This window comes from Arthrobacter sp. B0427-1-12, assembly GCF_059092905.1.
On record NZ_JBNHIC010000020.1, the window covers coordinates 50,339 to 73,980 of the forward strand.

Here is a 23,642-nt window from a genome sequence, read left to right on the forward strand (position 1 = left end):
CGCGGGCCGGTATCAGGCGTTGACGACGCCGAAGGCCAGGAGCACGTAGATGGCCAGGCCCAGCAGGATCCTGTACCAGACGAACAGGCTGTAGCTGCGGGTGGAAACGTACTTCAGGAACCAGCCGATGATGACGAAGCCGACGACGAACGCCACAACTGTGGCCAGCGCCGTTTCCCCCAGTCCATATGGACCCGGCTCGCCGAAGCTCTTCGCCAGCTGGTAGAGCCCGCTGGCAAAAACGGCCGGGATGGCGAGCAGGAAGGAGTACCGGGCCGCCGCTTCGCGGGTATAGCCCATCAGCAGGCCCGCGGTGATCGTGCCGCCTGAACGGGAGACGCCCGGAACCAGGGCCAGCGCCTGGGCAAAGCCGTACAGGATGCCGTGCTTGTAGCTCAGGTTGTCCAGGGTCCGGACTTGGCGCCCGACGGCGTCGGCGATCGCCAGGATGATGCCGAAGACAATCAGCGTGGTGGCCACGATCCAGAGGCTTCGGAAAGTGCTTTCGATCTGGTCCTGGAACAGCAGGCCGAGCACGCCGATGGGGATGCTGCCGATGATGACCAGCCAGCCCATGCGCGCATCCGGATCATCGCGTGCCACTTTGCCGGTCAGGGAGCCGAACCAGGCTTTGATGATGCGGACGATGTCCCGCCAGAAGTACACCAGGACGGCCGTTTCGGTACCGAGCTGGGTGATGGCGGTAAAGGCTGCACCGGGGTCGGAGGCCCCCGGCATGAGCTCCCCGACGATTCTCAGGTGTGCGCTGGAGGAGATGGGCAGGAATTCAGTCAGACCCTGAATGAGCCCCAGGAAAGCTGCTTCGAACCAATTCACAATTACCGACCCTATGGCACCGCGGTGCCTGATCCGCCGCGGGACACAGCCAGGCGGGCAAAAATCACCGCGGCCCAGGCCCTAAGCTAGCTGGTATGCAGCAGCGACGAGTCGGCATGAGCGGTCTGAAGGTTTCCGAAGTCGGCCTGGGCACCCTGGCCTGGGGCACCGAAGTCAAGGAGGAGGGCGCGCGCGAGCAGCTCCAGCTGTTCGTGTCCGCAGGCGGCACGCTGGTGGACACCGCAGCCGGCTACGCCGGCGGCCAGGCCGAAGCCATGCTCGGCTCGCTGATCGGTGATGTTGTCGCCCGCTCCGAGGTGGTCCTGGTCTCCAAGGCGGGTCAGGCCTACCGGAACGGCCGGCGCACGGTCGACGCCTCCCGCCGGGCCATGCTGCACTCCCTCGATGCTTCACTGGCGCGGCTCGGTACCGACTATCTGGACCTGTGGCTCACCGAATGCTGGGATCCGCAGGTGCCGCTGGAGGAAACCCTCAGCGCACTGCAGCTGGCCTATGAATCTGGCCGGGCGCGCTACGTCGGTGTGTCAAACTATGCCGGCTGGCAGCTGGCTCTTGCCGCGGCCGGGGCCGGGTTCCCGGTCGTCGCCAATGAGGTCGAGTACTCACTGCTCAACCGCGCAGCCGAAGGCGAAGTCATGCCGGCGGCCGGCGAAGTGGGAGCGGGGATACTGGCCTGGGCGCCGCTGGGCCGCGGAGTGCTGACGGGCAAGTACCGCAGGAGCGTTCCGGCGGATTCCCGCGGCGCCTCCGACCGGTGGGAACCGTATGTCGAACCGTACCTGGTCGGCAGGCCGGCGAGGACCGTTGAAGCAGTGGCGACGGCGGCGCGCGGACTGGACCGGGAACTGCACGAGGTCGCGCTGGCCTGGCTGCTGCAGAACGAAAACGTGGCCTCCGCGGTCGTCGGCGCCAGCACGCCGCAGCAGCTGAAGTCACTGCTGGCGGGCAACACCGAGCCGTTGCCGGCACCGATCGCGGAGGTCCTCAACGAGGTATCGCTGCCCGCCTGAGGCGGACGGCAACGCGGCTAGAGGCTGCGGCCCTCGTTGCTGACGACTTCGAGGTCCTCGTCTTCTTCGTCCTCGTCCTCATCGTCGGTGTCCTCATAGATCACCAGCGGAGTGACCTCGCTGTACGAGTCGTACAGGGCCTCTTCGTAGGCTTCGAACGCATCGGCAATGGCCAGATATGCGCTCTCCACCGCAGGATCCTCGTCGCCGCGCCGGCTGGCGGAGGCGGCAAGGTGTTCTTCAAGTGCGGACACCAGCGACTGTAGCGCGACACGCGGATCAATGCTCATGTAGTAGACGTTATCTGTTCCCGGCGGAAATATGGAGGGCCCAGGCAAAAGTATCCGGATTGGCAATAAGTATCCGGATTCCCGCCGCGCCGGCGGCCGCGGCCCCGCGCGCCTGTCCGGACTAGGGATTGTCGAGCCCGTAGTGCGCGCGCAGCTCGGCCTCCTGCTCGGGGGTCAGGTTCTTGTCCACGTCGATTTCGGGAGCGTCCTTGATCGTGTCCTCCGAATAGGCGACGTGGATGTCCCCCACCTGCGCCCCCGCCGTGAACCTGGCGCCCGCCAGCGGAATAAGCTTCTCGCGGGATTCGAACAGGCCCAGCGGGACTGAAATCCAGGCCGGCCGTCCGGTCGCGGCGTCCAGATGGACCTGCCCCACCGTCCCCAGCTTGCGTCCATCCATGTCCCACGCCGTCGATTCCTGCAGTTCGTGGTGGTCCTGCATGTCCGCGGTTATGTCTGCCATCTGAAGCTCCTCGGGTACCTGATCTGGCAGCGGAGGCTCTGAGGTCCGCTGCACCAATGCCATAGCCTTAGCTTAGTAAGTGTGCTTACCATACAATCAGGGCGGGATGAGTAAGTGAAGCCCTTGCACGTGAAACCTCGAATGAACCCCACGTGAAGCGGCGCCCGGGCCGCAGGTCCGGTGCCGCTTCCACCCATCAAGGAGGATCGTCATGACTGTTGCCCGGGACATTATGACCGGCGGTGCCGAATGCATCGGCGAAAATGAAACGCTCGAACAGGCCGCGCGGAAGATGAAGGAGCTCGACGTCGGATCGCTTCCGATCTGCGGTGAAGACAACCGGCTCAAAGGTATGGTGACGGACCGGGATATCGTGGTCAAATGCCTCGCCGAGGGTGGAGACCCGCGGTCCACCAAGGCCGGCGAACTGGGCCAGGGCAAGCCCGTGACCATCGGAGCCGACGACAGCATCGAGGAGGCCATCAAGACCATGCAGGAGCATCAGGTCCGCCGGCTTCCCGTAATCGACGGCCATGACCTGGTCGGAATGCTGAGCCAGGCAGACATCGCCCGCAACTATCCGGAAGACCGCGTGGGCGAACTCGTCGAATTCATCTCCTACTGACCAGCGGCCGCACAGGCAACCGCTGTCTCCGAACGGCCAGGGGCAGGTTCGGCACCCGAGGTGCCGGGCCTGCCCCCGCCTGTTCCGTCGAACCAGCCTGCTCCATTGAATCGGAAAGGGAATGAACCGCAGTGACTGAATCCGCAAAGTCCCTGGCCGCCCCGTCCCAGGCTGAGGCCCACGCACATCCGGATCCGAACTGGTGGCGGCAGGCAGCCGTCTACCAGATCTATCCGCGCAGCTTCGCCGATGCCAACGGTGACGGCCTGGGAGACTTGAAGGGGATTATCGCCAAGGTCCCCTATCTGGCGGCACTGGGGATCGACGCCGTGTGGCTCAGTCCCTTCTATCCGTCGGCCTTGGCAGACGGAGGCTACGACGTCGACGATTACCGCGATGTGGACCCGAGGCTCGGAACGCTGGCGGACTTCGATGAGCTGGCCGCCGCCCTGCACCAGACGGGCCTGAAGATCATCGTCGACATCGTGCCGAACCATTCCTCGAACCGGCACGAATGGTTCAGGGAAGCCCTTGCTTCGCCCAAGGGGTCTGCGGCCCGCGGACGCTATATCTTCCGGGACGGCAAGGGACCGGACGGGGCGGAACCGCCGTCGGACTGGGTCTCGCACTTCGGCGGGAGCGCCTGGACCCGCATCACCGAACCGTCCGGGGAACCGGGGCAGTGGTACCTGCACCTTTTTGCCGCGGAGCAGCCTGACTGGAACTGGGACAATCCCGAGGTCCGGGAAGACTTCCTGCGGACCTTGCGCTTCTGGGCGGACCGGGGCGTGGACGGCTTCCGGGTCGATGTGGCCCATGCGCTGGCCAAGGACATGTCGGAGCCGCTGCGCAGCAAGCCTACGGTTGAGGATGAGCTGACCCCCGTGGACGGCCGGGACCCGCTGTTCGACCGGGACGAGGTCCATGAAATCTACGCCGAATGGCGCAAGGTCTTCAACGAGTACCATCCGCCCCGGAGCGCGATCGCAGAGGCCTGGGTCCCCGCGGCGCGGCGCCCCGCTTATGCCAGCCCGGAAGGACTGGGCCAGGCCTTCAACTTCGACCTGCTCCGCGCCGACTGGGACCTGGAGCAGTTCAGGAACATTATTTCCACCAATCTGGCACAGGCGGCCGCCGCCGGCACCTCCTCCACCTGGGTGTTCTCCAACCACGACGTCGTCCGCCATCCCACCCGCTATGGCCTTCCGCCGGGGCAGGACTTCAGCGACTGGCTGCTGCAGGACGGGGCGGATCCGGCTGAAGACCGGGAGACCGGGCTGCGGAGGGCCCGGGCGGCGACCCTGCTGATGCTTGCGCTGCCGGGCTCCGCGTATCTGTACCAGGGCGAGGAACTGGGACTTTTCGAAGTCGCCGACCTGCCGCGGGATGTCCTGCAGGATCCCATCTGGCGGCGCACCGGCGGTGGGCGGAAAGGCAGGGACGGCTGCCGTGTTCCGCTGCCTTGGACGGCAGAGGGGCCGTCCTTCGGCTTCGGCGCCGATGGCTCCCATCTGCCGCAGCCGGACTGGTTCGGTAAGCTATCCGTCGCGGCGCAGGAGGGGATCGAGGAGTCCACCCTCGAGTTCTACCGGAAAGCGCTGCGGCTGCGCGGCAGGCTGCAGACCTACGAGGAGCTGGAGTGGATCGGCCATCCGGGCCAGCAGGTACTGCATTTCGCCCGTCCCGGCAATTGGCACTCCATCACCAACTTCGGGATTGATCCCGTTCCGCTGCCCGAAGGAACCGTGGTCATCGCCAGTGGACCACTCGGGGACGGGGTGCTGCCGGCCGCGACGACAGCCTGGCTCGTCCGCTCCCGGCCCGACGGCGTCGTCGTAATCTGAGAGGCCGTGGCCGGGCCCGCAGCCTGATGCGGGCCCGGGCGCCACAGTGCCTTGCCGTTTGCCGCAGGTTCTGCTTCGCTGGAATCAGCGGTCCAGCTTCAGATGGTCACCCACGCACCGAAGGATTGATGGACATGCCGAAAACCGACAAGAGCGGCAAGGCGAAGAAGTCCGAACTGCCGTCAACGCTGCAGCGGTCCGGCAAGAAGGCGCAGCAGACCTTCGCCAAGGCCCACGATTCCGCCGCCGAGTCCTACGGCGATGAAGAACGTGCCCACCGCGCTGCCTACAGCGCGCTGAAGCATACGCATGAGAAGGTCGGCGACCATTGGGAAAAGAAGGAGGAATCCGGCCCCTCCGACAAGCAGGCCAAAGGCGGCAAGGACACGTCCCGCCCCACGGCCGGCGGCGTGGATGCCAACGCCTCCAAGGAGCACCTCTATGAGCTGGCCAAGAGGCAGGACGTGCCGGGCCGTTCGAAGATGACCAAGAATGAATTGGTCAAGGCCCTGCAGAAGGACAGCCAGGCGAAAACCGCCAAAGCGAGGTAGAACCCGGCCTGCGGATCGTCCTATGGTATTTGGATACCGGATGATTGATGGAGGGACATGCGAGAACAGATCCGCACCGGTGCCGTAGCGAAGGAACGTGACCATGCCCGGCAGTATGAGTACCTCATCCTGACCGTCAGTCCCAACGAATCCCTCCCGGCGGCACGCCAGACCGTACGTGAGCATGCGGAGTACGGCAAGTGGGAACTGGAGCGGAGCGTGCTGTACATGGGCGGCGGGCGCAAGTACTGGCTGCGCCGGCGGGTCCTGCGCGTGGAGCGTACAGCCTAGCCGGCTTCAGTCCTCCACGGGCCCCAGCCACGCGTTCGCCACGGTATTGTGGGCCGATTCGTCATCGGACGGGTGGAACAGTCCGGCCAGGACGTCCCGGTACAGCCGTTCCAGTTCGCTGCCGCGGAAATAGCTTGAGCCGCCGGCCACCCGGATCGCCAGTTCGACGGCGGTCCTTGCCGTTTCCGTCGTCCTCACCTTCAGGCCGGCCAGCCGGGCGAACCACAGGCCGCCGTGATCGGCCAGGCGGTCGACGTCGCCGGACAGTACCTGGAGCTGCGGGTGGATTCCATCCATGGCGATGGCGGCGTTGGCCACTTTCCTCCGGATGTCCGGATCCTGGGCCAGCGGCCGGCCCCCGTGTTTCAGGGAGGTCCGCCGCTGCGCCGCCTGGACGGCCAGTTCCACGGCCCGCTGCCCGATGCCGGCGTAGACGGAAGCGAGCAGGATTTCGAAGCACGCAAAAATTCCGAAGATCAGCGGATCCGGGTTCGGACCCACCGGCAGCTTCCGGAACACTCTGTCCGCGCGGGCCGCCACACCGTCAAGTACCGTGGTATTCGATTGGCTGGCCCGCATGCCCAGCGTGTTCCAGTCTTCCTTAATGGAGCACCCCGGTGCGTCGCGGTCGATGAACGCCCAGATCAGCTGCGGCTCCTCCCCCGTGTCGTCCCGGCCGAAGATCCCCAGCCGGGTCCACGCCGGCGACATACTGGTGAAGACCTTTGTTCCGGTGAAGCGGTAGCCGCCGCCGTCCTGCGGCACGGCCTGGGTGCGGGAGTCGAAGAGCACCTGGTCGTTGCCGGCCTCGGACACGCCGAAGCCAAAGATCTCACCGGCACCGGCCTCCCTGAGTACGTAGTCCAGCGAATCGTCGCCCCGGGCCGCCAGGACGCGTGCGACGCCGGTCCACACCAGATGCATGTTGACCGCCAGTGCGGTGGCGGGGGCGGCCGCCGCCAGCCGGACCTGCGCCTGCGAGACCTGCTGCAGCGAGTACCCCTGACCGCCCCACCCCACCGGCACGAACATCTTCAGGTAGCCGGCGTCCGCAAGATCCGTTAGGTCCTCGTGGAAGAAAGCATTGGCTTCGTCGTAGCCGGCGGCGCGCCTGCGGAGCGTTTCCAGCAGCTCCTCCGGCAGCAGTTCCTCCAGCGGCGTGGTCATCGGTGTCCTCCTGTTGCGGCTTTAGTACGTAGTCAGCAGGCGGCGCAGCACGCGCGTGCCGAACTTGAGCGAGTCCACCGGAACCCGTTCGTCGACCCCGTGGAACATCCCGGCAAAGTCCAGGTCCGCCGGCAGCCGCAGCGGTGCGAAGCCGTAGCCGGTGATTCCGATGCGGCTGAACGACTTATTGTCCGTGCCGCCGGAGAGCGTGTACGGCAGCACCTTGGCGCCGGGGTCTTCGGCCTGGAGCGCATCGATCATGGAATCCACCAGGTTGCCGGCAAACGGCACCTCCAGCGGGACGTCCTTGTGCTCATAGCTGATCTCGATCCCGTCGCCGGCGAGTTCCCGGATGACTTCCAGGACATGCTCCTCCTGTCCGGGCAGCGTGCGGGAGTCGATGAACGCCTCGGCGGTTCCCGGGATGACATTGTGCTTGTAGCCGCCGCGCAGGAGCGTCGGATTGGAGGTGTTCCGGAGCGTCGCGCCGACAAAGCGGGCCACGGTGCCCAGCTCGGCCAGCAGCTTGTCCGGATTATCCGGATCGAATTCGACGCCGGTCAGTTCCGTGACGCCGTCCAGGAACTGCCGGGTGGTGGGCGTCAGGTCGATCGGCCACTCGTATTCGCCGATGCGGGCCACTGCCCGGGCCAGGCGGGTCACGGCGTTGTCCGTGTTGATCTGCGAGCCGTGGCCGGCCAGGCCGTGCGCCACCAGTCGGAGCCAGGAAATCCCCTTCTCCGCGGTCTGCAGCATGTAGGCCCGCTGGCCGCCGATGGTTGTGGAGAATCCGCCGACTTCGGAGATGGCCTCGGTGGCACCGTCGAACAATTCCCGCCGGTTCTCCACCGCCCAGCGGGCACCGTACTTTCCGCCCGCTTCCTCGTCCGCCAGGAAGGCGAAGATGATGTCCCGCTTCGGCCGGGTGCCGGTCCGGGCCATTTCCCGCATCACGGCCAGGATCATCGCGTCCATGTCCTTCATATCGACGGCGCCGCGCCCCCAGATCAGCCCGTCGATTTCCTCCCCGCCGAAGGGGTCGACGCTCCAGTCCTCCTTCTGGGCGGGGACGACGTCCAGATGGCCGTGCACAATGAGGGCAGGAAGGGAGGCATCCGTGCCGGTCATCCGCGTCACCACGGAGGTCCGCCCCGGAAGTGATTCGAAGACCTCCGCGTCCAGACCGGCCTCTTCGATGAGCCCGGCGGTGTATTCCGCCGCGGCCCGCTCCCCGGGGCCGGTTCCGTCACCGAAATTGGACGTATCAATCCGGATCAGCTCCTGGCAGATCCGGGCGACTTCGGCCTCGGCGGAGATGGCTGCGGGCACTGCACTCATCAGGACTCCTTCTGGGACGGCTGTTCCTCCACCCTATCCAGCTTTCACGCTCCGGGCAGCAAGCATCCTTCAGCACCGCCTAGCAGGCATCGTCCGGCAGTCGGGGTATGCCGTCCATAGCCCGATTCGGCACTTGGCGTGGATTCGTGTTAGAGTTTTTCTCGCTGCTTCGAAGGAATCGGGCCTCGACGAGAGTCATTGGAACCCTTCGGAAATACCATCTGCGCGGGTGGCGGAATAGGCAGACGCGCTAGCTTGAGGTGCTAGTCCTCGTATAGAGGGTGGGGGTTCAAGTCCCCCCTCGCGCACTGAAAAATCCCCGGATTTCCGGGGATTTTTTCGTTAACCGCTCACGCGGAAGCCCATTTCGCTCACGCGAGAGCTGAAATGCGACGCCCGTCGGAGGGTTGTTCGCATAGTAATTGGCATGGCTTACATGGACGCGCGACGGCGCAAGAACGGCCGTACTGCTTATGTGGTGCGGTGGGTTGACGCAGAAACAAAAGAGTCGCAGTACCAAAAGTTTGACAACGTCGAGGACGCACGGTTCCTTCTGGCCATCCTGAAGGCCCATCAGTCAGACACTGCGGCCGCACTCAAGAACGCACGGGACCACTACGGCGGCGTATACACGGTGACCCAAATGATCGAGGACCACATTGCGCTGCCAACCGCACCGGGGGGATATACGATTCGCCGGTACAAGGGCTACCTCCGAAACCACATCAACAGGTCTCTGGGGTCCATGGACGCATCCAAAGTCGAATACCGTGACATCGTCGGATGGATCAGGATGATGCGGGAGAAGGGCCTTAGCCGAAAAACGATTGCCAACGTGCACGGCCTGATCTCTGCTGCCTTCAATTCAGCGGTACGTGAAAAGAAGCGTCAGGACAATCCATGCAAGGGAGTGGCTCTACCTAAGAGCACCGACACAGAAGAAGCAACGTGCTTCCTGACCAAGGCCGAATGGGAAATGACCCGTGTTGAGTTGGGTGAGCCGTACCAGGCTTTCTTCACATTTCTGATTTCATCCGGGCTGCGATTCTCGGAGGCGACAGCACTTTACGCGCGAGACTTCATCACTACTCCCAACGGCCAAACAGCCGTCAAGATTGTTAGGGCGTGGAGCCGTGACGAAAACAACGATCCGTGTTTGAGCACTCCGAAAACACGTAAGTCAAGAAGAAGCGTCGCCCTCAACGCCGCGACGTACGCACTGGTCAGCCCCCTGTTGGCTGCGTCGAAAAAGAGTGGCAAACATGTCTTCCTGAATACCGACGGGGCACCCATCGATCATAGGCGTGCATGGGGTGTCTGGGATCGGGCTGTTAGGAAAGCTCAGCAGAAGGGGCTAACGAAGCGGCCCCGGATTCATGACCTTAGGCACACCAACGCGTCCTGGCTGCTGTACGCGGGACTGAGCCTCCATCTGCTCCAGCATCATCTGGGCCATGAAAGCATCACAACGACCGTTGACCGCTACAGTCACCCGGTTTGATGGATGCGTAACGGGACTCGGTGGTCTCCACCTTGAAGGTGTCACCCTCCTTCGTCCTCACCTCGACCCTCCAGTGCGGGGTCACGGTGCGTCTGCCGCTTGGTTCGCCAGGTGTCCGGGTCGTCGTAGTCCTTGCCCGTCACCGGTCCAGTGTAGTCCGGAGCACAGCCGGTGACGGCAAGTGCAGCCAGCAGGGCAAGGACAGGCAGTGTCGTCTTCAGGGAAGTCTTCTTCATAGCCGGTATGTGTAGGGAAACCGGCTTATCGCTCCCCGTTCCGAGCCCGTGCAGCAGTGAGGTTTTCTCCGGTCTCCGCACACATATCCAGGCAGAGGCAGCAGATCGCAGCCCAATCACCTGGATGGAGAGTCGCATGACCACGCCCCGCAGCATTCCCAAACCGAGCAGCCGGCCGAGCGATACCGCCTTTGTCTGGAGGCCCATCAGCGAGCTGCCTGTGGCAACGGAGATTTTCATGAAGGCCACTGCCACCGGGGTCTGGTGTGTCGGAACCCTCGGGCCGGACAAGGAAGTTGAGCTGCGGTCAGGCATTACTGCACCGGAGGATACGCCGGAGGAAACCCTGATGGAAGCAGCACGGGCTGCCTTCGCCGCCGTTCTCGAAGAGGCCGAGCATCACCCCAGAACCTATCTCATCGTGCAGCCCAGGACGGTGCACAACGCCCTGGAAGCCATGATCGAGGGGCTCCCCCGTATCCGCGTGGCCCGCCCCGGCGTCGGGATCGGGCCCTACCTCAATGCTGTTCATGAGGAACACAACCGGATCGAGCAGCAAAGGGGCCTGGGCAAGCAGCCGCCGCCCTGCAGCGGAACCCTGACCGTCGCCACGGATGCCTCGATCGCTTCCCGCGCCAAGGTCGCCGGCCTGGGTTGGGTCATCTCCGGCGGGGACGGCCGCATCCTGGACACCGGGCACCGTACGGTGCGGGTCAGCCGGGCCGGGGATATCGTCACCGGTGAGCTGTGGGCGATCCATCTGGCGCTCCGTGAGGCCATCGCAGCACACCGGAAAGTCAAGACGGCCCAGGTTCTGGTGCAGACCGACTCACAGGCTGCCCTGGAGGTGATCCGTCGCGTCGAAGCCGGGGCAGATGACCAGTCCATGCCGCGGGAACACTACGACCTGGCCGCCGAAATCGCTGACCTGCACCGGCGGTTCCCGGTGGAGTTCCAGTGGGTGAAGGGGCACAGCGGTCACACCGCCAATGAAGCGGCCGACCGGCTGGCCGTCCTGTCCCGGCGCAACGAGGAGTTCAAGGTACCGGCCCCCCTGAGGTCCCGCATGCTGCAGGCCGCAAGCGAGGACATCATCGGCCAGCTGGCGGCCGCCTGACGGCGGTCAGCGGCGCTACCGGCCGGACACCCCTAAGCTGGTGAGACTACTGCGAGCAAGGGGGACCCGTGGAGCCTTTCCGGAACGATCCGATTGACGCTGCGCCGCCGGTGATTCATGGTGACAGTTTTTTCGCGGCCGTCGACATGCTGCTGATGCAGCGGGCGGCACGTACGCTCCGGCGCCTGCAGCCGGCCGACATGAAGGTGCTGATGGATGCTCTGCAGCAGCGGCATGGGGCGGAATACCTCCTGTGGCGGGAGCTGGCGGCAACAGAGCAGGCAACGGTGGATTTCATCGATGACCCCAAGCATCGGCCGAATCCTGTCATCCGCGATATTTCCCGGCGTATCGGCACCAGCGTTGAAGACATGCTTCCCATCGCCCTGCGCGAAGAGGAGAAGTTCAGGATCAGGGCGCAGGCAGCCAAATCCGCGGTCACCATGACCGAACTTGGTGCCCGCGCGCTGATCGGACGGCATGCCTTCTACGCGGATGCCGATATAAGCGAGGTCATCCTTTCAGGAGCGAACCAGGACATTCAGGATCTTGCGCTGACCCCGGCCGATCTCCCGTCCCCGCAGGGCATCCTGGTCATGAACCGCGCGGACGGAACCGGGGCGGTGCTCTGGTGGGCACCGGGCCCGGACAACGTGGTATTGGCGTCCACGAAATCAGTGACGTTCCTCGAGCGGTGGCTCCTGGCCGACCCGCACGACAACCCTTACCCGCTGCACCCGTATGTGATGGCCACGCTTTCGGATCCCCTGTCCGATAAGCCGCCCGTGGTTCAGGACCTGACCCTTCCGTCCGAGACGCTGGACCCGATCCCGGAGGCCACCCGCTTCGACGCTCCGGACCCGTCAGAGGTACTAAGGATCCTCCTGTCCTTCGCCCACATGATCCGGCAGGGCACTGCCGACGTCGGCACCGTCTCCACCCCGCCGGCCCCGGTCCTCGACAGGAAGGGCCGGAAGCGGTTCCGAAAAGACACGGTCACACTGCTGAGCGTGCACGACAAGGTCACTGTCGTCGACCGGGCCGACGAATAAGGCATCGGCACTGTCCGATAGACGGTGTGTGGGGTCCGGCGGTTTTCATCAGTGGGAGGTTCTCTCGAACCGACCGGCGAAGGTGATCGCGAACGCGTTGAGCGCGGGCTTCCACCTCATCACCCAGCGTGCCCGGCCTCCGCCGGTAGGGTCAAGAGACCTGGTGACCAGGTAGAGGCACTTCAGTGCAGCGGCCTCGTTGGGGAAGTGCCCGCGCGCCCTCACCGCCCGTCGGTAGCGGGCGTTGATCGACTCGATCACGTTCGTCGTGCAGATCACCGAAGCGGATCTCCACGTCGTACTCGAGGAACGGCACAAACTCGGCCCAGGAGGATTCCCAGAGCTGCACGATCGCTGGATACCGCTGGCCCCACTCGGCCGTGAACTCGGCGAACCGGTCCTTCGCGGCCTGCTCACTCGGTGCGGTGTAGACCGGCTTGAGCGCCTTGACGATCCCGTCGCGGTGCTGCCGGCCGGCGTAACGGAAGCTGTTGCGGATCAGGTGCACGATGCACTGCTGCACCACCGTTCGCTCCCAGATGGTCGTGATCGCCTCCGGCAGCCCAAGAGCTAAGTCGCAGACGGCGATGAGCACGTCCTCGACGCCCCGGTTCTTCAGCTCGGAGAAGACCTGCAGCCAGAACCGGGCGCCCTCAGCGCCGTCGCCGGCCCAGATGCCCAGGATCTCCCGCTCCCCATTGGTCGTGACGCCCATGACGACGCAGAACGGGGTGTTGCGCACCTGACCGTCGCGGACCAAGACGGGCGATCGCATCGACGAAGAGCACCGGATAGATCGGATCCAGCGGCCGGGCGGACCACTCGGCCAGCTCACCGGCGACCTTCTTTCGTGATCCGGCTGATGGTGTCCCTGCCAGACCTTGGCCCCGTAGACCTCCTCGAAGTGCGCGGCGATCTCCCCGGTCGTCAAACCCCGGGCACTCAGGGAGAGCACGACCTGATCGATCCCGTCCAAGCGCCGTTTCCGCTTGGGCACAATCACCGGCTCGAAGGACCCGTCCCGGTCCCGGGGCACCTCGATCTCGACCGGACCGATCTCGGTCAACACGGTCTTGGACCGGGTGCCATTGCGCATGTTGGCCGCGATCGGAGTCTCGCCGTGCTCGTGCCCGAGGTGCTCGGTCAGTTCCGCCTCCAGCGCCGTCTCGAGCACGTTCTTCGTGAGCTGGCTCAGCAGCCCACCAGGGCCCACCAGACTCACGCCCTGCTCCTTGGCCTGAGCGAGCAGCCGTTCGGCCAGCTCCTTCTGATCGATGATCTCTCCCGTCACGGGATCGATCATCGCCTCTGTCATCTCGGTCGTGAACTCTGACACGGCCGTCTCCTTTCGGATCAGGCCGGACCCTCACACACCGTTCTTCTTACAGTCCCGACTTCTGGACACACCGGGGAGGCAGGATGCGGTGACGCCGCCCGCGGTGGTGCGGGCGGCGTCGGGGAGTATGTCAGGCGTGCTGGTCGGACTGGGTGGAGTCGGGTTGGGTGGTCCAGGCCGGGGGCTCATCCTTGCCGGAGGACTCGTCCTGTTCGGCCTTCTGGCTGGTGGCCTGCACGAGGCCGGGGGCATGGTGGACCGGGGCGTAGATCGCGTAGAGGCGCATCGGTTCCTCGCCGGTGTTGATCACGTCGTGCCAGGTGCCGGCGGGAACCTGGATGGACCAGCCGTCGCTGACCTCCTGCTGGAACTCGAGGCGGTCCTTTTCCGGGCCCAGGACGCACCGGCCCTGTCCTGCGTCCAGGCGCAGGAACTGGTCGGTCTCGGGGTGCACCTCCAGGCCGATGGACTCGCCGGGCGGGATGGACATCAGGGTTACCTGCAGGTACCTCCCGGTCCAAGCGACGGTGCGGTAGTTGGAGTTCTGGCGCGTGGCCGTCTCGATGTCGAAGGCGTTCGGGTTCGGGCCGTTGTCGTTGATCTGCACTGTGGGTGCTCCTTTCGGATCTGCGGGTGCTGAGAAGGTGTGTCGTCCAGTGCGGCGGGGCGCGGGCTGGGTGGTTGAGAGCGACCCGGTCCTCACAGGGAAGGCTCGGCGCGGGCGGGCGGGGGTTTCTACACGGGGCGCACACTCACCGCTCCTTCGCGGCGGCGAATCTTGTGGAGACCAGCAGGGCGAGCAGCGCGCCGGCGGCGGCCACGGTGAACACAGCGGTTAGTCCGGCCGCGGTGGCACCGGCGGTGCCGACCAGGGCGCCGGCGAGTCCGGTGCCGATGGCAATGCCGGCCTGGTTGCCCAGTTCCATCTGGGAGGAAGCGCGCCCGACGGAGCCGGCGGCGTCGTCGAGGACGGCGATGGAGTTGGTGGTGAACCCGATGCCGGCACCGAGCCCGGCGACGATCCACCCGCCGACAGCGGCCAGGATGGGCGCCTCGGTCAAGATGACGGCGCCGATGACGGCCAGCCCCACGATGACGAGCAGGGCACCGGCACGGGCGATGGCGCCCGTGCTCACCCGGGCCTTCAGCAGCCGGTCGGGCAGGTACGCTCCCGCGGTCCACCCGATGATGCCGGCGGTCAGCACCGCTCCGGCGGCGGTCGCGCTGATGCCGCGCACACCGGTGAGGGCCAGCGGGATGAACAGGTCCGCGGTGAAGAACGCCATGGACAGGGCGGCGGCGAACACCACTTTCGCCGGCAGCCCCCGACGGACGGTGAGCGTCCCGACAGGCAGGATCTGCCGGATCCCCTGGTAGGCGAACGGCAGTCCGCACACCAGGGCGGCAACCGCCCACCACGGGGCCAGGTTCGGTGCGATCAGCACCGCTGCCAGGCCGGTGCTCAGTGCCAGGCCGCCGCCGAGGTACCGCACCAGCGTGCGGTGACCGCCGGTCGGGGCACTGGCCTCGCGCCCGGCGGTGGCGTGCCGGTCGAGTCGTCCGAGCGGAGCCCGGACCAGGAACGCGGCCAGCGGGGCCAGCGGAACCAGGATCCCGAAGACCCACCGCCAGGTGAGGCTCTCGGCGATCAGCCCGGCCAGTACCGGACCGATCAGGCTCGGGATGGTGAACGCGCTGGCGTTCAGGGCAAGCATCTTCGGACGGATCCCCTCGGGGAAGCCCCTGCCGATCGCCGAGTATGCCGCGACCGACAGTGCGCCCGCGCCCAGGCCCTGGAAGATGCGGCCGGCCACGACCACCCACATCACCGGAGCCAGGCTGGAGATCAACAGGCCGCCGGCGAAGCACGCCGTCCCGACGGCCAGGGGCTTGAGGATCCCGAACCGGTCGAACAGCGGCCCGGCGATGGCGAGGCCGATGATGTTGGCCAACGTGAACCCGGTGAAGATCCACCCGTACAGACCCACTCCTCCCAGCTCCTCGGCGGCCGCGGGCAGGGCGGTGCTCACCCCCAGACGCGAGAACGCCGCGGCGGCGACCAGGGTCACCACGCCGAGGGCCAGCGCCCGGAAGCGCGGACCGAGGACTCCCCCGGCCGGTGGCGCCTGCTCCTTCTCGACCGGCATTGTGACTCTCCCCCTTGCAGTTTTCCGTGTCATACTCAGTCCAACTACTTATCTAAGATAGTTATTCCGGATAATAATATCGGCCGGGGAGGCAGGGGTAATGGCGACAGCCGAGCAGGTGATTGACGCGCTGTTCAGGGCAGGGCGCGGCGTGCAGACCTACCGGCGCCTGCCGGAGGGCCTGCGGCGCGCCCATCTCTACGTGCTGCACGCGATCGAGCAGCTGGGCGGCACGGCCCGGGTGACCGATATCGCGGAGCGGAGCCTGGTGAAGGTCCCCAACATGACCCGGCTGCTCAAGGAGACCGATGCGGCCGGCTGGACCGGCCGGGCATCCGATCCGGCGGACAGGCGCGCGGTGATGGTCTGCCTGACCGAGGCCGGCTCGGCCTGCCTGAGGAGGTACTACTGGGACTACCTGGAGGCCATCGCCCGGCGCCTCCAGGCCGAGGAGCATCCCGAGTACGACGTCATGATCACCGCCATCGATCAGGCGGTCAGTGCCATCGAGGAGGCCACCGCCGCCATCGACGAGACCGGCACTGACCGGCACTGACTGCCCAGCAGTGAGGTCAAGTCCGCCCGTGCATGTGCAACGCCCGCATCTGCCCGATGCGGGCGTCTGCTTGTTGCTCTGCCCGTCTCACAGCCGGATCAGCAATGATCAGAGGGAAAGGGGCGGCGGGAGGACGCGGCGTTGCCCGGGTGCGGTTGCGGTGTCGGCTGCCGTGAAAGACTGGTGGCATGTCAACGGCAGCAGTGTTCGGGAATGAGAGCCTCTCGGAAAGGGTCAAGCAGACGATTCTGGACCGGGTGATTGATGGCACCTATCAGCCCGGAACCCGTCTGGTTGAGCTGCAGCTGGCCAGGGAATTCGGTGTCAGCCAGGCCCCGGTGCGGGAAGCGCTGCGCGAGCTGGCGTCCACGCGGCTGGTGGAGAACATTCCGCGGCGGGGCACCTTTGTGCGCGCGGCCTCCCAGGATGATCTGGCGGAGGTGTACCTGGTCCGGCTGGCGCTGGAGGGCACGGCCGCGGCGTACGCCTATCCGGCCCTGCATGCCGATCCGACGCCGCTGCGTGAGGCCCTCGAGGGGATGCGTGCGGCCGCTGCTGCCGGGGATGCGCACGGGATCGCCAGGTTCAGCACGGATTTCCACCGGGCCGTGATCGCCGCGACCGGCAACCGGCTGATGATGGAAATCTGGGATTCGCTGTTCGTGCAGGCCCGCACCATGGCCACCCTCATCCGCGGCCACGTGGATCTGCACGCCGCCGCGGAGGCCCACGCCCCGATCCTGGAGGCCTTCGAGCACGGCACGCCGGAGGACTGCACCCGGCTGGTGACCGAGCACCAGCACGAATACTCCATCCTCCCCCAAGACTAGACACCCAGGACTAGACCCCGCCCGGCTGCCCTGCGCTCAGGTCCGAAGGGCGGCCCGTCAGGCCGGGGCGGGAACCTCCGATGAGCACGGCGACGGCGATTCCCGTCAGCGCGCCGAGCAGGGTTTCAAGCCCGCGGTCCACCAGGACGGCGACCGGGTGGCCCGGGTTCGCCAGCTGGGTCATCCACAGAATGACCGGGGTAAAAAACGTCAGGGCCAGACCGTAATGGCGCCGCATGAACAGTTCGGTCGGCAACAGCAGGCCCGTCACCAGCAGCGCCAGGGTGACCGGGCCCGTTCCGGCGAACAGCGCCGGGGCGCTCAGGCCCAGGCCGGTGAAAGTCCCGGCGATACGGTGGATTCCCCGCCGGATTCTGCCCTCCCGGTCCCCGGCAGCCAGCGGAACGGCCGCCGCGGCCATCGCCCAGTAGGGATGGCCCAGTCCCGTCAGCGCTGCGAGGCTGCCGGCGGCCGCAACGGCCACCGCATACCGGCCCGCGTGCACGCCCTCCTCCGGCAGCCACCGCGGGACCGGCCGGAGCGCCCGGTTGCCGCCCGGATCCCGGGACCGGTGACGGAACCAGCCCGAAAAGCCCACCAGCATGGCCCACAGCGCTGCGAGGGCACAGATCAGCAGCGCCAGCCAGGGCGGTGCCGGGGGCGGAACGGAGGCGCAGGAGCCCAGGGCGAAAATCGCGAAAAAGGGTCCGGCCGGCTTCAGCCGGAGCGCATCGGCGGCCAGTGACCCGAGACCGGCCAGGGCGGCTTCAACGGCAATCAGCGTCCAGACATTCACCTGCTGCTCCGCCAGAGCGAGTCCCAGGCCCGCCCCGGCCAGCAGCAGGGCTGCGGCCTGCAGCTGATGCGCCAGGCGCAGCCGGTGCCGCTCCCCGCGCCCGTACATGCCGGCGAAGGCGCCGAAGACGGCATACATCGTCAGCTCCTCCCGTCCCGCCAGGATCAGCACCAGCACCGGAAGACCAGCGCCCAGGCACACCCGGGCAGCCGCCCGCCCGTCGCCATCGGGCGGAGCCATGCGCAGCGCAGCGCCCCGGGCAACAACAGACATGAAACCCCCTGATCAATCCCCGCAGCCCCTCGGGCCGCAGCGGCCGGACCGCGCCCGGGAAGAAATCCCGGCAGCACGGCCAGAAAAAAATATCCCGGAACCCCTTGTGACTCCCATCACCCGTGGCCTACACTCAATCCTATCAATTATCGATAATCGATTCTAAGGATTCGTTTTGAAGCTGATTACCTTCCTTCACCAGGGGACCGAACTGACCGGCGTACTCAACGAGGAGGCCGGCACCATAACCCCGGCCGAGGCCGGCCAGGACCTGGTGAGCCTCATCGAAACCTGGCAGGAAGCCGGCCCGCGGCTGGCCGCCGCCGAGACCGCTGCGATCCCGGCGGCCGATGTCGAACTGCTCGCCCCGATCCCGGTCCCGCGCCGCAATATCTTCTGCGTGGGCCGCAACTACACCGAACACGCCAGGGAATTCGCCAGGTCCGGCTACGACGCCACCGCCGGAGCCTCCCCCGAACCCGAGTACCCGGTGGTGTTCACCAAGGCCCCCTCCACGGTCATCGGCCACGGCGCCGACATCGACCCGCACACCGGTGTCACCTCCGAGCTGGACTACGAAGCCGAACTCGGCGTCATCATCGGCACCGGCGGCCGCGGGATCTCCAGGGACAGCGCGCTGGAGCATGTCTGGGGCTACACCATCATCAATGACGTCACCGCCCGTGACCTGCAGAAAAACCACAAGCAGTGGTTTTTGGGCAAGAGCCTGGACACCCACGCCCCGATGGGCCCCTGGGCCGTCACGGCCGACGAGGTCGGTACCGGCCCGCTGGATTTGCTCTGCACCGTCAACGGCGAAACCCGCCAGAAGGCCAGCACCGCCGATCTGATCTTCGACATTCCGACCATCATCGAAACGATCAGCGCCGGCATCACCCTCCAGCCCGGAGACATCATCGCCACCGGCACCCCCGTCGGGGTAGGCATCGGCTTCACCCCGCCGAAGTTCCTGCACTCCGGCGACGTCGTGGAAATCTCCATCAGCAAACTCGGCACCCTGACCAACACGATCGGAGCAGCCTGATGAGCACACACACGGTTGACCCGTGGCTGACCGGCGTCGGGGAGAAATCACTGTTCATTGAAACCACCGGCACCGGTCCCGACGTCGTGCTGGTGCACGGGCTCGGCGGCACCACCAGCTTCTACGAGCCGCTGACTGCGGTACTGAAGGAGAGCTACCGCGTCACCCGGTACGACTTCAACGGGCACGGGCGCACCCCGTTGGCCGGAGAGCTCAGCCTCGATACCCTCGTCGAGGAGCTGGCCGCGGTCATCGAGTTCCAGACCATCGAGGGCCGCGCCCACGTCATCGGCCACTCCATGGGCACCCTGATCGTCCAGCAACTGGCGGCCACCCGACCCGAGCTGGTCAGCAGCCTCGTACTGCTCGGTCCCGTCCGGCAACAGCCCCCCGCAGCCCAGGAAGCCACCCGCGCCCGGGCGGCTCTGGTACGCGAAAACGGCATGGCTGCGGTGGCCGATGCCATCGCCTCCGGCGCCACCGCCGGGGAAGCGGCGGCCGAGAACCCCCTGCTGCGCCCGTTCGTCCGGGAACTGCTGCTGGGCCAGGACGCCGAATCCTACGCCCAGGCCTGCGAAGCCCTGGCGGCCGCCTCCAACCCGGACCTGTCGGCCATCACGGCCCGGGTCCTGCTCGTCACCGGCAGCCAGGACAAGGTCAGCCCGCCGGCAGCCAACACCGCCATGGCCTCCGAACTGGCCGACGCCCGGGTCCGTGTCGCCCCGTACACCGGCCACTGGACCGTGCCCGAAGCCCCCGGATTAGTCAACGACGCGGTTCTGGAATTCCTCGCCAACGCGGCGCCCGAACCCCGGCCCGCCCCGAAGACCTGCGCCTGCAGCCACACCGGCTGCACCTCCAGCCGGGCGAACATCATCACCGTCCCCATCCGCAAGATCGACTGAAACACCACCACCGACACAAAGGACAACGAAGTCATGTCAAAGATCCTCTTCACCAACGTCAATATCCTCGACAGCACCGGAGCCCAGCCCTTCACCGGCGAAGTGCTCATCGAGGGCGAACGCATCACCGCGATCCGGCCCGGCACCGGTGAACTGCCCCGGGACGGGGCCCGGGTCATTGACGGGCGCGGGCAGACCCTCATGTCCGGTTTGTGCGACGCGCACACCCACTTCACCTGGAACGACGGGGACCTCAACGGCCTGGAAACCATGCACGTCGAGGAGCACCTGCTCCACACCGTCGAGTCCGCCAAGTACTACATCGACTACGGCTACACCATGTGCTTCGGCGCCGCCAGCGCCAAAAAGCGCCTCGACGTCGTCGTCCGAAACGCCATCAACGCAGGCCAGATCCCCGGCCCCCGATACCTGGCCAACGGCCAGGAAATCGCCACCACCGCCGGCGACCTCGTTCCCGGAATCACCCAGATCGCCGACGGCGTCGAGGAAATGCGCAAAGTGGTCCGCGAAACCATCGGCCTGGGCGTCGACCAGATCAAACTGAGCATCTCCGGAGAGGAAATCACCGGCTCCAAGGCCGCCACCGACACCTACATCACCGAAGAGGAACTCCAGGTCGCCGTCGACGAGGCCCACCGCCGGCACGTGCGCGTATGCACCCACGCCCGCAGCCGCGACTCCGTGCTCATCTCCCTCAAAACCGGCGTGGACATGATCTACCACGCCTCCTACATCGACGACGAAGGCATGGACCTGCTCGAAGCGGCCAAGGACCGCGTCTTCGTCGCCCCGGCCATCAACTGGCTCATCGCCACCCTCCACGACGCCGAAGCCTTCGGCTACTCCCACGAAGCAGCCGAACAGGCCGGCTACGCCCACGAACTCGAAATCGCCACCAAAGCCATCCAGGAAATGCGCCGCCGCGGCATCCGCGTGCTGCCCGGCGGAGACTACGGCTTCGCCTGGACCCCCCGCGGCACCTACGCCCGCGACCTCGAGCACTTCGTCAACCTCTTCGGCTACACCGAAATGGAGGCCATCATCGCCGCCACCGCCCTCGGCGGAGAACTCTTCGAAAAGCCCAACGAACTGGGCAAGGTCCTGCCCGGCTTCTACGCCGACCTGATCCTCATCGACGGCAATCCCCTGGAGGACATCACCATCCTGCAGGACATCACCAAAATCACCGCCGTCATGAAGAACGGCCAGTTCCACCGCGAACCCGTCGAACCGGCCCCCGCCACACCGGAACCGGCAGACCTGGCCCTGACCTCCCTCTAGACAACCCCTCCGCCGCCCATGCCCCGGGAAACCCCGGGGCATGGGCGGCAGCCCGCCCGCATCCACCCACAGCCCGGAACCGGCACATTCAAATCCGGCAGCTGCCGACCTGCTTTCCCACTTCGTCCACGCCCCCGCTGTGCGCCGCTTTCGTCCACCCCCTTCACCTGGAGACCCTCTGTGTGCAACCTGATCAATGAAGCTCACCAGCACTCACTGTCCCGCCGCGGCATCCTCCAAGGAGCCGCAGCGCTCAGCGCCGCTGCCCTGGCCACCGGATTCACCGCCCCCGGTGCCGCCGCGGCCGTATCGGCAGCCCAAAACAACGCCACGGCAGGAAAGGGCCGCACCCGGGCGGTCCTGTTGGGCACCGCCGGCGGTCCGATGACCTGGATCGCCCCGCACAACGGCCCCAACCGCGCCCGCCACGGCATCGCCACCGCACTCGTGGTTGGTGACAGGTTCTACCTTGTCGACTGCGGCATGGGCGTGGCCCACCAACTGCGCCTGGCCGAACTCGGCCGCGACGGCGACTTCGCCGGATTTGAAGGGCTCAGCTCCATCTTCCTGACCCACCTTCACTCCGACCACACCATGGACTACTTCAACATCGTGCTGGCCGGCTGGTACCACGGCCTGCCCGGCACCGAACCGATCCAGGTATACGGGCCCGGACGGCGCGGTTCCCTTCCCCCCATCCACGGAAGCGGCGACGTCGAAGTAATCAACCCGGCCAACCCCACCCCGGGCACCGCCGACATGACCGGATACCTGATCCAGGCCTACGCCACCGACATCAACGACCGCATGCGAGACTCCCGCAAGCCCCACATACGAAACCTGATCCACGCCAACGACATCACCCTGCCCAAAGACGTCCCAGCCGATCCCGACCGTAACCGGGCCCCCGCCATGGACCCCTTCACAGTCGTGGAGGACGACCGGGTCCGGGTCAGCGCCACCCTGGTCGACCATGGAGCCGTGTTCCCCGCCTTCGCCTTCCGATTCGATACCGACGACGGCTCCGTCGTCTTCTCCGGCGACACCGCGCCCTCCCAGAACCTGATCAACATGGCCCAGGACACCGACGTCCTCATCCACGAAGTCATCGATGCCGACTGGGTCAACGCCCTCTACGGCCAACCTCCCTACACGGCAGAAGAGGAAGGCTTCATCCAGCACCTGCTGCACTCCCACACCACCATCGAACAAGTCGGCCCGGTAGCCGAAGCCGCCGGCGCCAAATCACTGGTCCTCTCCCACCTGGCACCAGGAAACAACCCGCGCGACCGGTGGCTGAAAGCACAAAACGGCTACACGGGAAAACTGATCATCGGCGAAGACCTCATGGAAATCAACATCCCCGCACACACCCCGGCCTGAAAAGTCCCGTCAACCACTCGAACCACTCGATCAAGAGGTTACGGACACGAGGCAGGGTCCGCGGCCGGGCTGCCCCGGCCGCGGCCGTTCAACCCACGCTCACGGCCGGACCAACGGCCCCGCTCCTCTCCACAGGATGGCCGAAGCCCCCACTATCCCCGATCCGAGCCAGAAGCCTGCGGAACTGAACGCCGATAACAGCGCATATGTATCTGCTCTCCCGTCCGGAACGTCCAGAGCCACCCATGCGGCCTTGTCCGGTTTCCCTCAAAGTGCGGTCATGAGGAGCGGTTGCCGGGATACCGCAGGATGAAATACCGCAGAGCCCCTGCATACATCAGCACGAACCCGGCGGCCCCGACCACGGTGAGCTCCGAGGCGAGGCCCAGGATGAACAGGATCATCCCCATTCCCACGGTGACGGCCGCGCGCAGGCCCGGGGCGGCCGGCGGAGGTGGACCGGGAGAGAGTTTGCGGGCCAGTCGGGGGTCCGCCGCGGCAACATTACGCTCCAGTTCCTCAAGGCGCCTGCGCTCTTCATCCGACAAAGCCACGGGGATCTCCCACCTGCCGTGCCGGTCCTGTCCTGACCAGGAGCTTCACCGGCTCGAACCCTTCGAGGTGTTTTCACATTAAGTATGTATCCGGCCCCGGCTGCAGGGTTCGGGCACCTGCACTTGTTGCGGTATCGACATCAAAGCTAGCTGCCGCTCCTTCCGGCAGCTG

The 23,642-nt window shown here is 66.1% G+C and carries 26 protein-coding genes and 1 tRNA gene; 15 read left to right on the forward strand and 12 right to left on the reverse strand.

All coding sequences use genetic code 11. The features are described from left to right. Window positions 1–12: 12 nt before the first annotated feature. The gene (locus AC5RWU_RS13265) at window positions 13–837 is read right to left on the reverse strand and encodes an undecaprenyl-diphosphate phosphatase (RefSeq protein ID WP_494032208.1); all 825 of its coding nucleotides are present in this window, start codon (window positions 835–837) and stop codon (window positions 13–15) included. 95 nt (window positions 838–932) lie between these two features. Here AC5RWU_RS13265 and AC5RWU_RS13270 point away from each other — a divergent pair, with 95 nt between their 5' ends. Next, window positions 933–1,868, forward strand: coding sequence for an aldo/keto reductase (locus AC5RWU_RS13270; protein ID WP_494032209.1), 936 nt, complete (start codon window positions 933–935; stop codon window positions 1,866–1,868). 17 nt (window positions 1,869–1,885) lie between these two features. On the opposite strand, the gene AC5RWU_RS13275 is transcribed toward AC5RWU_RS13270, so the two are convergent. Both AC5RWU_RS13275 and AC5RWU_RS13280 read right to left on the reverse strand, forming a co-directional pair. After that, the gene (locus tag AC5RWU_RS13275) at window positions 1,886–2,158 is read right to left on the reverse strand and encodes a hypothetical protein (protein ID WP_494032210.1); all 273 of its coding nucleotides are present in this window, start codon (window positions 2,156–2,158) and stop codon (window positions 1,886–1,888) included. Window positions 2,159–2,279: 121 nt separating this feature from the next. After that, on the reverse strand, window positions 2,280–2,621 hold the full coding sequence (locus AC5RWU_RS13280) for a PRC-barrel domain-containing protein (protein WP_494032211.1): 342 nt from the start codon (window positions 2,619–2,621) through the stop codon (window positions 2,280–2,282). A 211-nt stretch (window positions 2,622–2,832) separates the two neighbouring features. Here AC5RWU_RS13280 and AC5RWU_RS13285 point away from each other — a divergent pair, with 211 nt between their 5' ends. From AC5RWU_RS13285 to AC5RWU_RS13300, 4 genes are all read left to right on the forward strand, one after another. Next, window positions 2,833–3,246, forward strand: a complete 414-nt coding sequence (locus AC5RWU_RS13285) for a CBS domain-containing protein (RefSeq protein WP_494032212.1) — start codon at window positions 2,833–2,835, stop codon at window positions 3,244–3,246. Between the two features lie 131 nt (window positions 3,247–3,377). Beyond that, window positions 3,378–5,090: a glycoside hydrolase family 13 protein gene (locus AC5RWU_RS13290; RefSeq protein WP_494032213.1), complete on the forward strand. Its 1,713-nt coding sequence runs from the start codon at window positions 3,378–3,380 to the stop codon at window positions 5,088–5,090. Window positions 5,091–5,224: 134 nt separating this feature from the next. After that, window positions 5,225–5,641, forward strand: coding sequence for a ChaB family protein (locus tag AC5RWU_RS13295; RefSeq protein WP_494032214.1), 417 nt, complete (start codon window positions 5,225–5,227; stop codon window positions 5,639–5,641). A 57-nt stretch (window positions 5,642–5,698) separates the two neighbouring features. Then, window positions 5,699–5,932 carry a DUF5703 family protein gene (locus AC5RWU_RS13300; RefSeq protein ID WP_494032215.1) on the forward strand — a complete coding sequence of 78 codons (234 nt, stop codon included), beginning with the start codon at window positions 5,699–5,701 and terminating at the stop codon, window positions 5,930–5,932. Window positions 5,933–5,938: 6 nt separating this feature from the next. Here AC5RWU_RS13300 and AC5RWU_RS13305 read toward each other — a convergent pair whose 3' ends face one another. Next, window positions 5,939–7,099: an acyl-CoA dehydrogenase family protein gene (locus AC5RWU_RS13305; RefSeq protein ID WP_494032216.1), complete on the reverse strand. Its 1,161-nt coding sequence runs from the start codon at window positions 7,097–7,099 to the stop codon at window positions 5,939–5,941. Between the two features lie 21 nt (window positions 7,100–7,120). Then, window positions 7,121–8,437 carry a M20/M25/M40 family metallo-hydrolase gene (locus AC5RWU_RS13310; RefSeq protein WP_494032217.1) on the reverse strand — a complete coding sequence of 439 codons (1,317 nt, stop codon included), beginning with the start codon at window positions 8,435–8,437 and terminating at the stop codon, window positions 7,121–7,123. Between the two features lie 223 nt (window positions 8,438–8,660). On the opposite strand from AC5RWU_RS13310, the gene AC5RWU_RS13315 reads away from it, so the two are divergent. After that, window positions 8,661–8,745 (forward strand) — tRNA-Leu (locus tag AC5RWU_RS13315). 119 nt (window positions 8,746–8,864) lie between these two features. After that, on the forward strand, window positions 8,865–9,938 hold the full coding sequence (locus AC5RWU_RS13320) for a tyrosine-type recombinase/integrase (protein ID WP_494032218.1): 1,074 nt from the start codon (window positions 8,865–8,867) through the stop codon (window positions 9,936–9,938). A gap of 41 nt (window positions 9,939–9,979) precedes the next feature. Here the strand turns inward: AC5RWU_RS13320 and AC5RWU_RS13325 are convergent, their stop codons facing one another. Continuing rightward, window positions 9,980–10,174 (reverse strand): hypothetical protein, encoded by a 195-nt coding sequence (locus AC5RWU_RS13325; RefSeq protein ID WP_494032219.1) that lies wholly within the window; start codon window positions 10,172–10,174, stop codon window positions 9,980–9,982. A 136-nt stretch (window positions 10,175–10,310) separates the two neighbouring features. Between AC5RWU_RS13325 and AC5RWU_RS13330 the strand changes: the two genes are divergently transcribed. Then, entirely contained in the window at window positions 10,311–11,291 is a 981-nt protein-coding gene (locus AC5RWU_RS13330; RefSeq protein WP_494032220.1) for a ribonuclease HI, read from the forward strand. A 68-nt stretch (window positions 11,292–11,359) separates the two neighbouring features. Then, window positions 11,360–12,343 carry a hypothetical protein gene (locus AC5RWU_RS13335; RefSeq protein ID WP_494032221.1) on the forward strand — a complete coding sequence of 328 codons (984 nt, stop codon included), beginning with the start codon at window positions 11,360–11,362 and terminating at the stop codon, window positions 12,341–12,343. Window positions 12,344–12,391: 48 nt separating this feature from the next. Here AC5RWU_RS13335 and AC5RWU_RS13340 read toward each other — a convergent pair whose 3' ends face one another. The 4 genes from AC5RWU_RS13340 to AC5RWU_RS13355 all read right to left on the reverse strand — a co-directional run bounded on the left by AC5RWU_RS13340 (window position 12,392) and on the right by AC5RWU_RS13355 (window position 15,826). Further along, complete coding sequence (locus AC5RWU_RS13340) at window positions 12,392–12,568, reverse strand: hypothetical protein (protein ID WP_494032222.1); 177 nt, start codon at window positions 12,566–12,568, stop codon at window positions 12,392–12,394. Further along, window positions 12,495–13,679 carry an IS256 family transposase gene (locus AC5RWU_RS13345; protein WP_494032223.1) on the reverse strand — a complete coding sequence of 395 codons (1,185 nt, stop codon included), beginning with the start codon at window positions 13,677–13,679 and terminating at the stop codon, window positions 12,495–12,497. The genes AC5RWU_RS13340 and AC5RWU_RS13345 overlap by 74 nt, the downstream gene beginning before the upstream one ends. 130 nt (window positions 13,680–13,809) lie before the next feature. After that, on the reverse strand, window positions 13,810–14,286 hold the full coding sequence (locus AC5RWU_RS13350; RefSeq protein ID WP_494032224.1) for a cupin domain-containing protein: 477 nt from the start codon (window positions 14,284–14,286) through the stop codon (window positions 13,810–13,812). A gap of 145 nt (window positions 14,287–14,431) precedes the next feature. Continuing rightward, window positions 14,432–15,826 (reverse strand): MFS transporter, encoded by a 1,395-nt coding sequence (locus AC5RWU_RS13355; RefSeq protein ID WP_494032225.1) that lies wholly within the window; start codon window positions 15,824–15,826, stop codon window positions 14,432–14,434. Window positions 15,827–15,926: 100 nt separating this feature from the next. Here AC5RWU_RS13355 and AC5RWU_RS13360 point away from each other — a divergent pair, with 100 nt between their 5' ends. After that, a complete protein-coding gene (locus AC5RWU_RS13360) occupies window positions 15,927–16,382 on the forward strand; it encodes a MarR family winged helix-turn-helix transcriptional regulator (protein ID WP_494032226.1) in 456 nt (151 codons plus the stop codon). A 188-nt stretch (window positions 16,383–16,570) separates the two neighbouring features. Continuing rightward, a complete protein-coding gene (locus AC5RWU_RS13365) occupies window positions 16,571–17,212 on the forward strand; it encodes a GntR family transcriptional regulator (RefSeq protein ID WP_494032227.1) in 642 nt (213 codons plus the stop codon). A gap of 10 nt (window positions 17,213–17,222) precedes the next feature. Here AC5RWU_RS13365 and AC5RWU_RS13370 read toward each other — a convergent pair whose 3' ends face one another. Beyond that, the gene (locus AC5RWU_RS13370) at window positions 17,223–18,281 is read right to left on the reverse strand and encodes an FUSC family protein (RefSeq protein ID WP_494032228.1); all 1,059 of its coding nucleotides are present in this window, start codon (window positions 18,279–18,281) and stop codon (window positions 17,223–17,225) included. Window positions 18,282–18,456: 175 nt separating this feature from the next. Here AC5RWU_RS13370 and AC5RWU_RS13375 point away from each other — a divergent pair, with 175 nt between their 5' ends. From AC5RWU_RS13375 to AC5RWU_RS13390, 4 genes are all read left to right on the forward strand, one after another. Beyond that, window positions 18,457–19,326: a fumarylacetoacetate hydrolase family protein gene (locus AC5RWU_RS13375; protein WP_494032229.1), complete on the forward strand. Its 870-nt coding sequence runs from the start codon at window positions 18,457–18,459 to the stop codon at window positions 19,324–19,326. Then, window positions 19,326–20,231 (forward strand): alpha/beta fold hydrolase, encoded by a 906-nt coding sequence (locus tag AC5RWU_RS13380; RefSeq protein ID WP_494032230.1) that lies wholly within the window; start codon window positions 19,326–19,328, stop codon window positions 20,229–20,231. Before AC5RWU_RS13375 ends, AC5RWU_RS13380 begins: the two co-directional genes overlap by 1 nt. Before the next feature lie 33 nt (window positions 20,232–20,264). Then, the gene (locus tag AC5RWU_RS13385) at window positions 20,265–21,533 is read left to right on the forward strand and encodes a metal-dependent hydrolase family protein (protein ID WP_494032231.1); all 1,269 of its coding nucleotides are present in this window, start codon (window positions 20,265–20,267) and stop codon (window positions 21,531–21,533) included. 180 nt (window positions 21,534–21,713) lie between these two features. Further along, complete coding sequence (locus tag AC5RWU_RS13390) at window positions 21,714–22,916, forward strand: MBL fold metallo-hydrolase (RefSeq protein WP_494037022.1); 1,203 nt, start codon at window positions 21,714–21,716, stop codon at window positions 22,914–22,916. 278 nt (window positions 22,917–23,194) lie between these two features. Here AC5RWU_RS13390 and AC5RWU_RS13395 read toward each other — a convergent pair whose 3' ends face one another. After that, complete coding sequence (locus AC5RWU_RS13395) at window positions 23,195–23,470, reverse strand: DUF3040 domain-containing protein (RefSeq protein WP_494037023.1); 276 nt, start codon at window positions 23,468–23,470, stop codon at window positions 23,195–23,197. Window positions 23,471–23,642: the final 172 nt, after the last annotated feature.

What these genes read in the sequence shown, in the direction of transcription:
- AC5RWU_RS13270 (WP_494032209.1), top strand. Translation starts at nt 933, where the DNA reads ATGCAGCAGCGACGAGTCGGCATGAGCGGTCTGAAGGTTTCCGAAGTC.
- AC5RWU_RS13275 (WP_494032210.1), bottom strand. Translation starts at nt 2,158, where the DNA reads ATGAGCATTGATCCGCGTGTCGCGCTACAGTCGCTGGTGTCCGCACTT.
- AC5RWU_RS13280 (WP_494032211.1), bottom strand. Translation starts at nt 2,621, where the DNA reads ATGGCAGACATAACCGCGGACATGCAGGACCACCACGAACTGCAGGAA.
- AC5RWU_RS13285 (WP_494032212.1), top strand. Translation starts at nt 2,833, where the DNA reads ATGACTGTTGCCCGGGACATTATGACCGGCGGTGCCGAATGCATCGGC.
- AC5RWU_RS13295 (WP_494032214.1), top strand. Translation starts at nt 5,225, where the DNA reads ATGCCGAAAACCGACAAGAGCGGCAAGGCGAAGAAGTCCGAACTGCCG.
- AC5RWU_RS13300 (WP_494032215.1), top strand. Translation starts at nt 5,699, where the DNA reads ATGCGAGAACAGATCCGCACCGGTGCCGTAGCGAAGGAACGTGACCAT.
- AC5RWU_RS13305 (WP_494032216.1), bottom strand. Translation starts at nt 7,099, where the DNA reads ATGACCACGCCGCTGGAGGAACTGCTGCCGGAGGAGCTGCTGGAAACG.
- AC5RWU_RS13310 (WP_494032217.1), bottom strand. Translation starts at nt 8,437, where the DNA reads ATGAGTGCAGTGCCCGCAGCCATCTCCGCCGAGGCCGAAGTCGCCCGG.
- AC5RWU_RS13320 (WP_494032218.1), top strand. Translation starts at nt 8,865, where the DNA reads ATGGCTTACATGGACGCGCGACGGCGCAAGAACGGCCGTACTGCTTAT.
- AC5RWU_RS13325 (WP_494032219.1), bottom strand. Translation starts at nt 10,174, where the DNA reads ATGAAGAAGACTTCCCTGAAGACGACACTGCCTGTCCTTGCCCTGCTG.
- AC5RWU_RS13330 (WP_494032220.1), top strand. Translation starts at nt 10,311, where the DNA reads ATGACCACGCCCCGCAGCATTCCCAAACCGAGCAGCCGGCCGAGCGAT.
- AC5RWU_RS13355 (WP_494032225.1), bottom strand. Translation starts at nt 15,826, where the DNA reads ATGCCGGTCGAGAAGGAGCAGGCGCCACCGGCCGGGGGAGTCCTCGGT.
- AC5RWU_RS13360 (WP_494032226.1), top strand. Translation starts at nt 15,927, where the DNA reads ATGGCGACAGCCGAGCAGGTGATTGACGCGCTGTTCAGGGCAGGGCGC.
- AC5RWU_RS13365 (WP_494032227.1), top strand. Translation starts at nt 16,571, where the DNA reads ATGTCAACGGCAGCAGTGTTCGGGAATGAGAGCCTCTCGGAAAGGGTC.
- AC5RWU_RS13370 (WP_494032228.1), bottom strand. Translation starts at nt 18,281, where the DNA reads ATGTCTGTTGTTGCCCGGGGCGCTGCGCTGCGCATGGCTCCGCCCGAT.
- AC5RWU_RS13380 (WP_494032230.1), top strand. Translation starts at nt 19,326, where the DNA reads ATGAGCACACACACGGTTGACCCGTGGCTGACCGGCGTCGGGGAGAAA.
- AC5RWU_RS13385 (WP_494032231.1), top strand. Translation starts at nt 20,265, where the DNA reads ATGTCAAAGATCCTCTTCACCAACGTCAATATCCTCGACAGCACCGGA.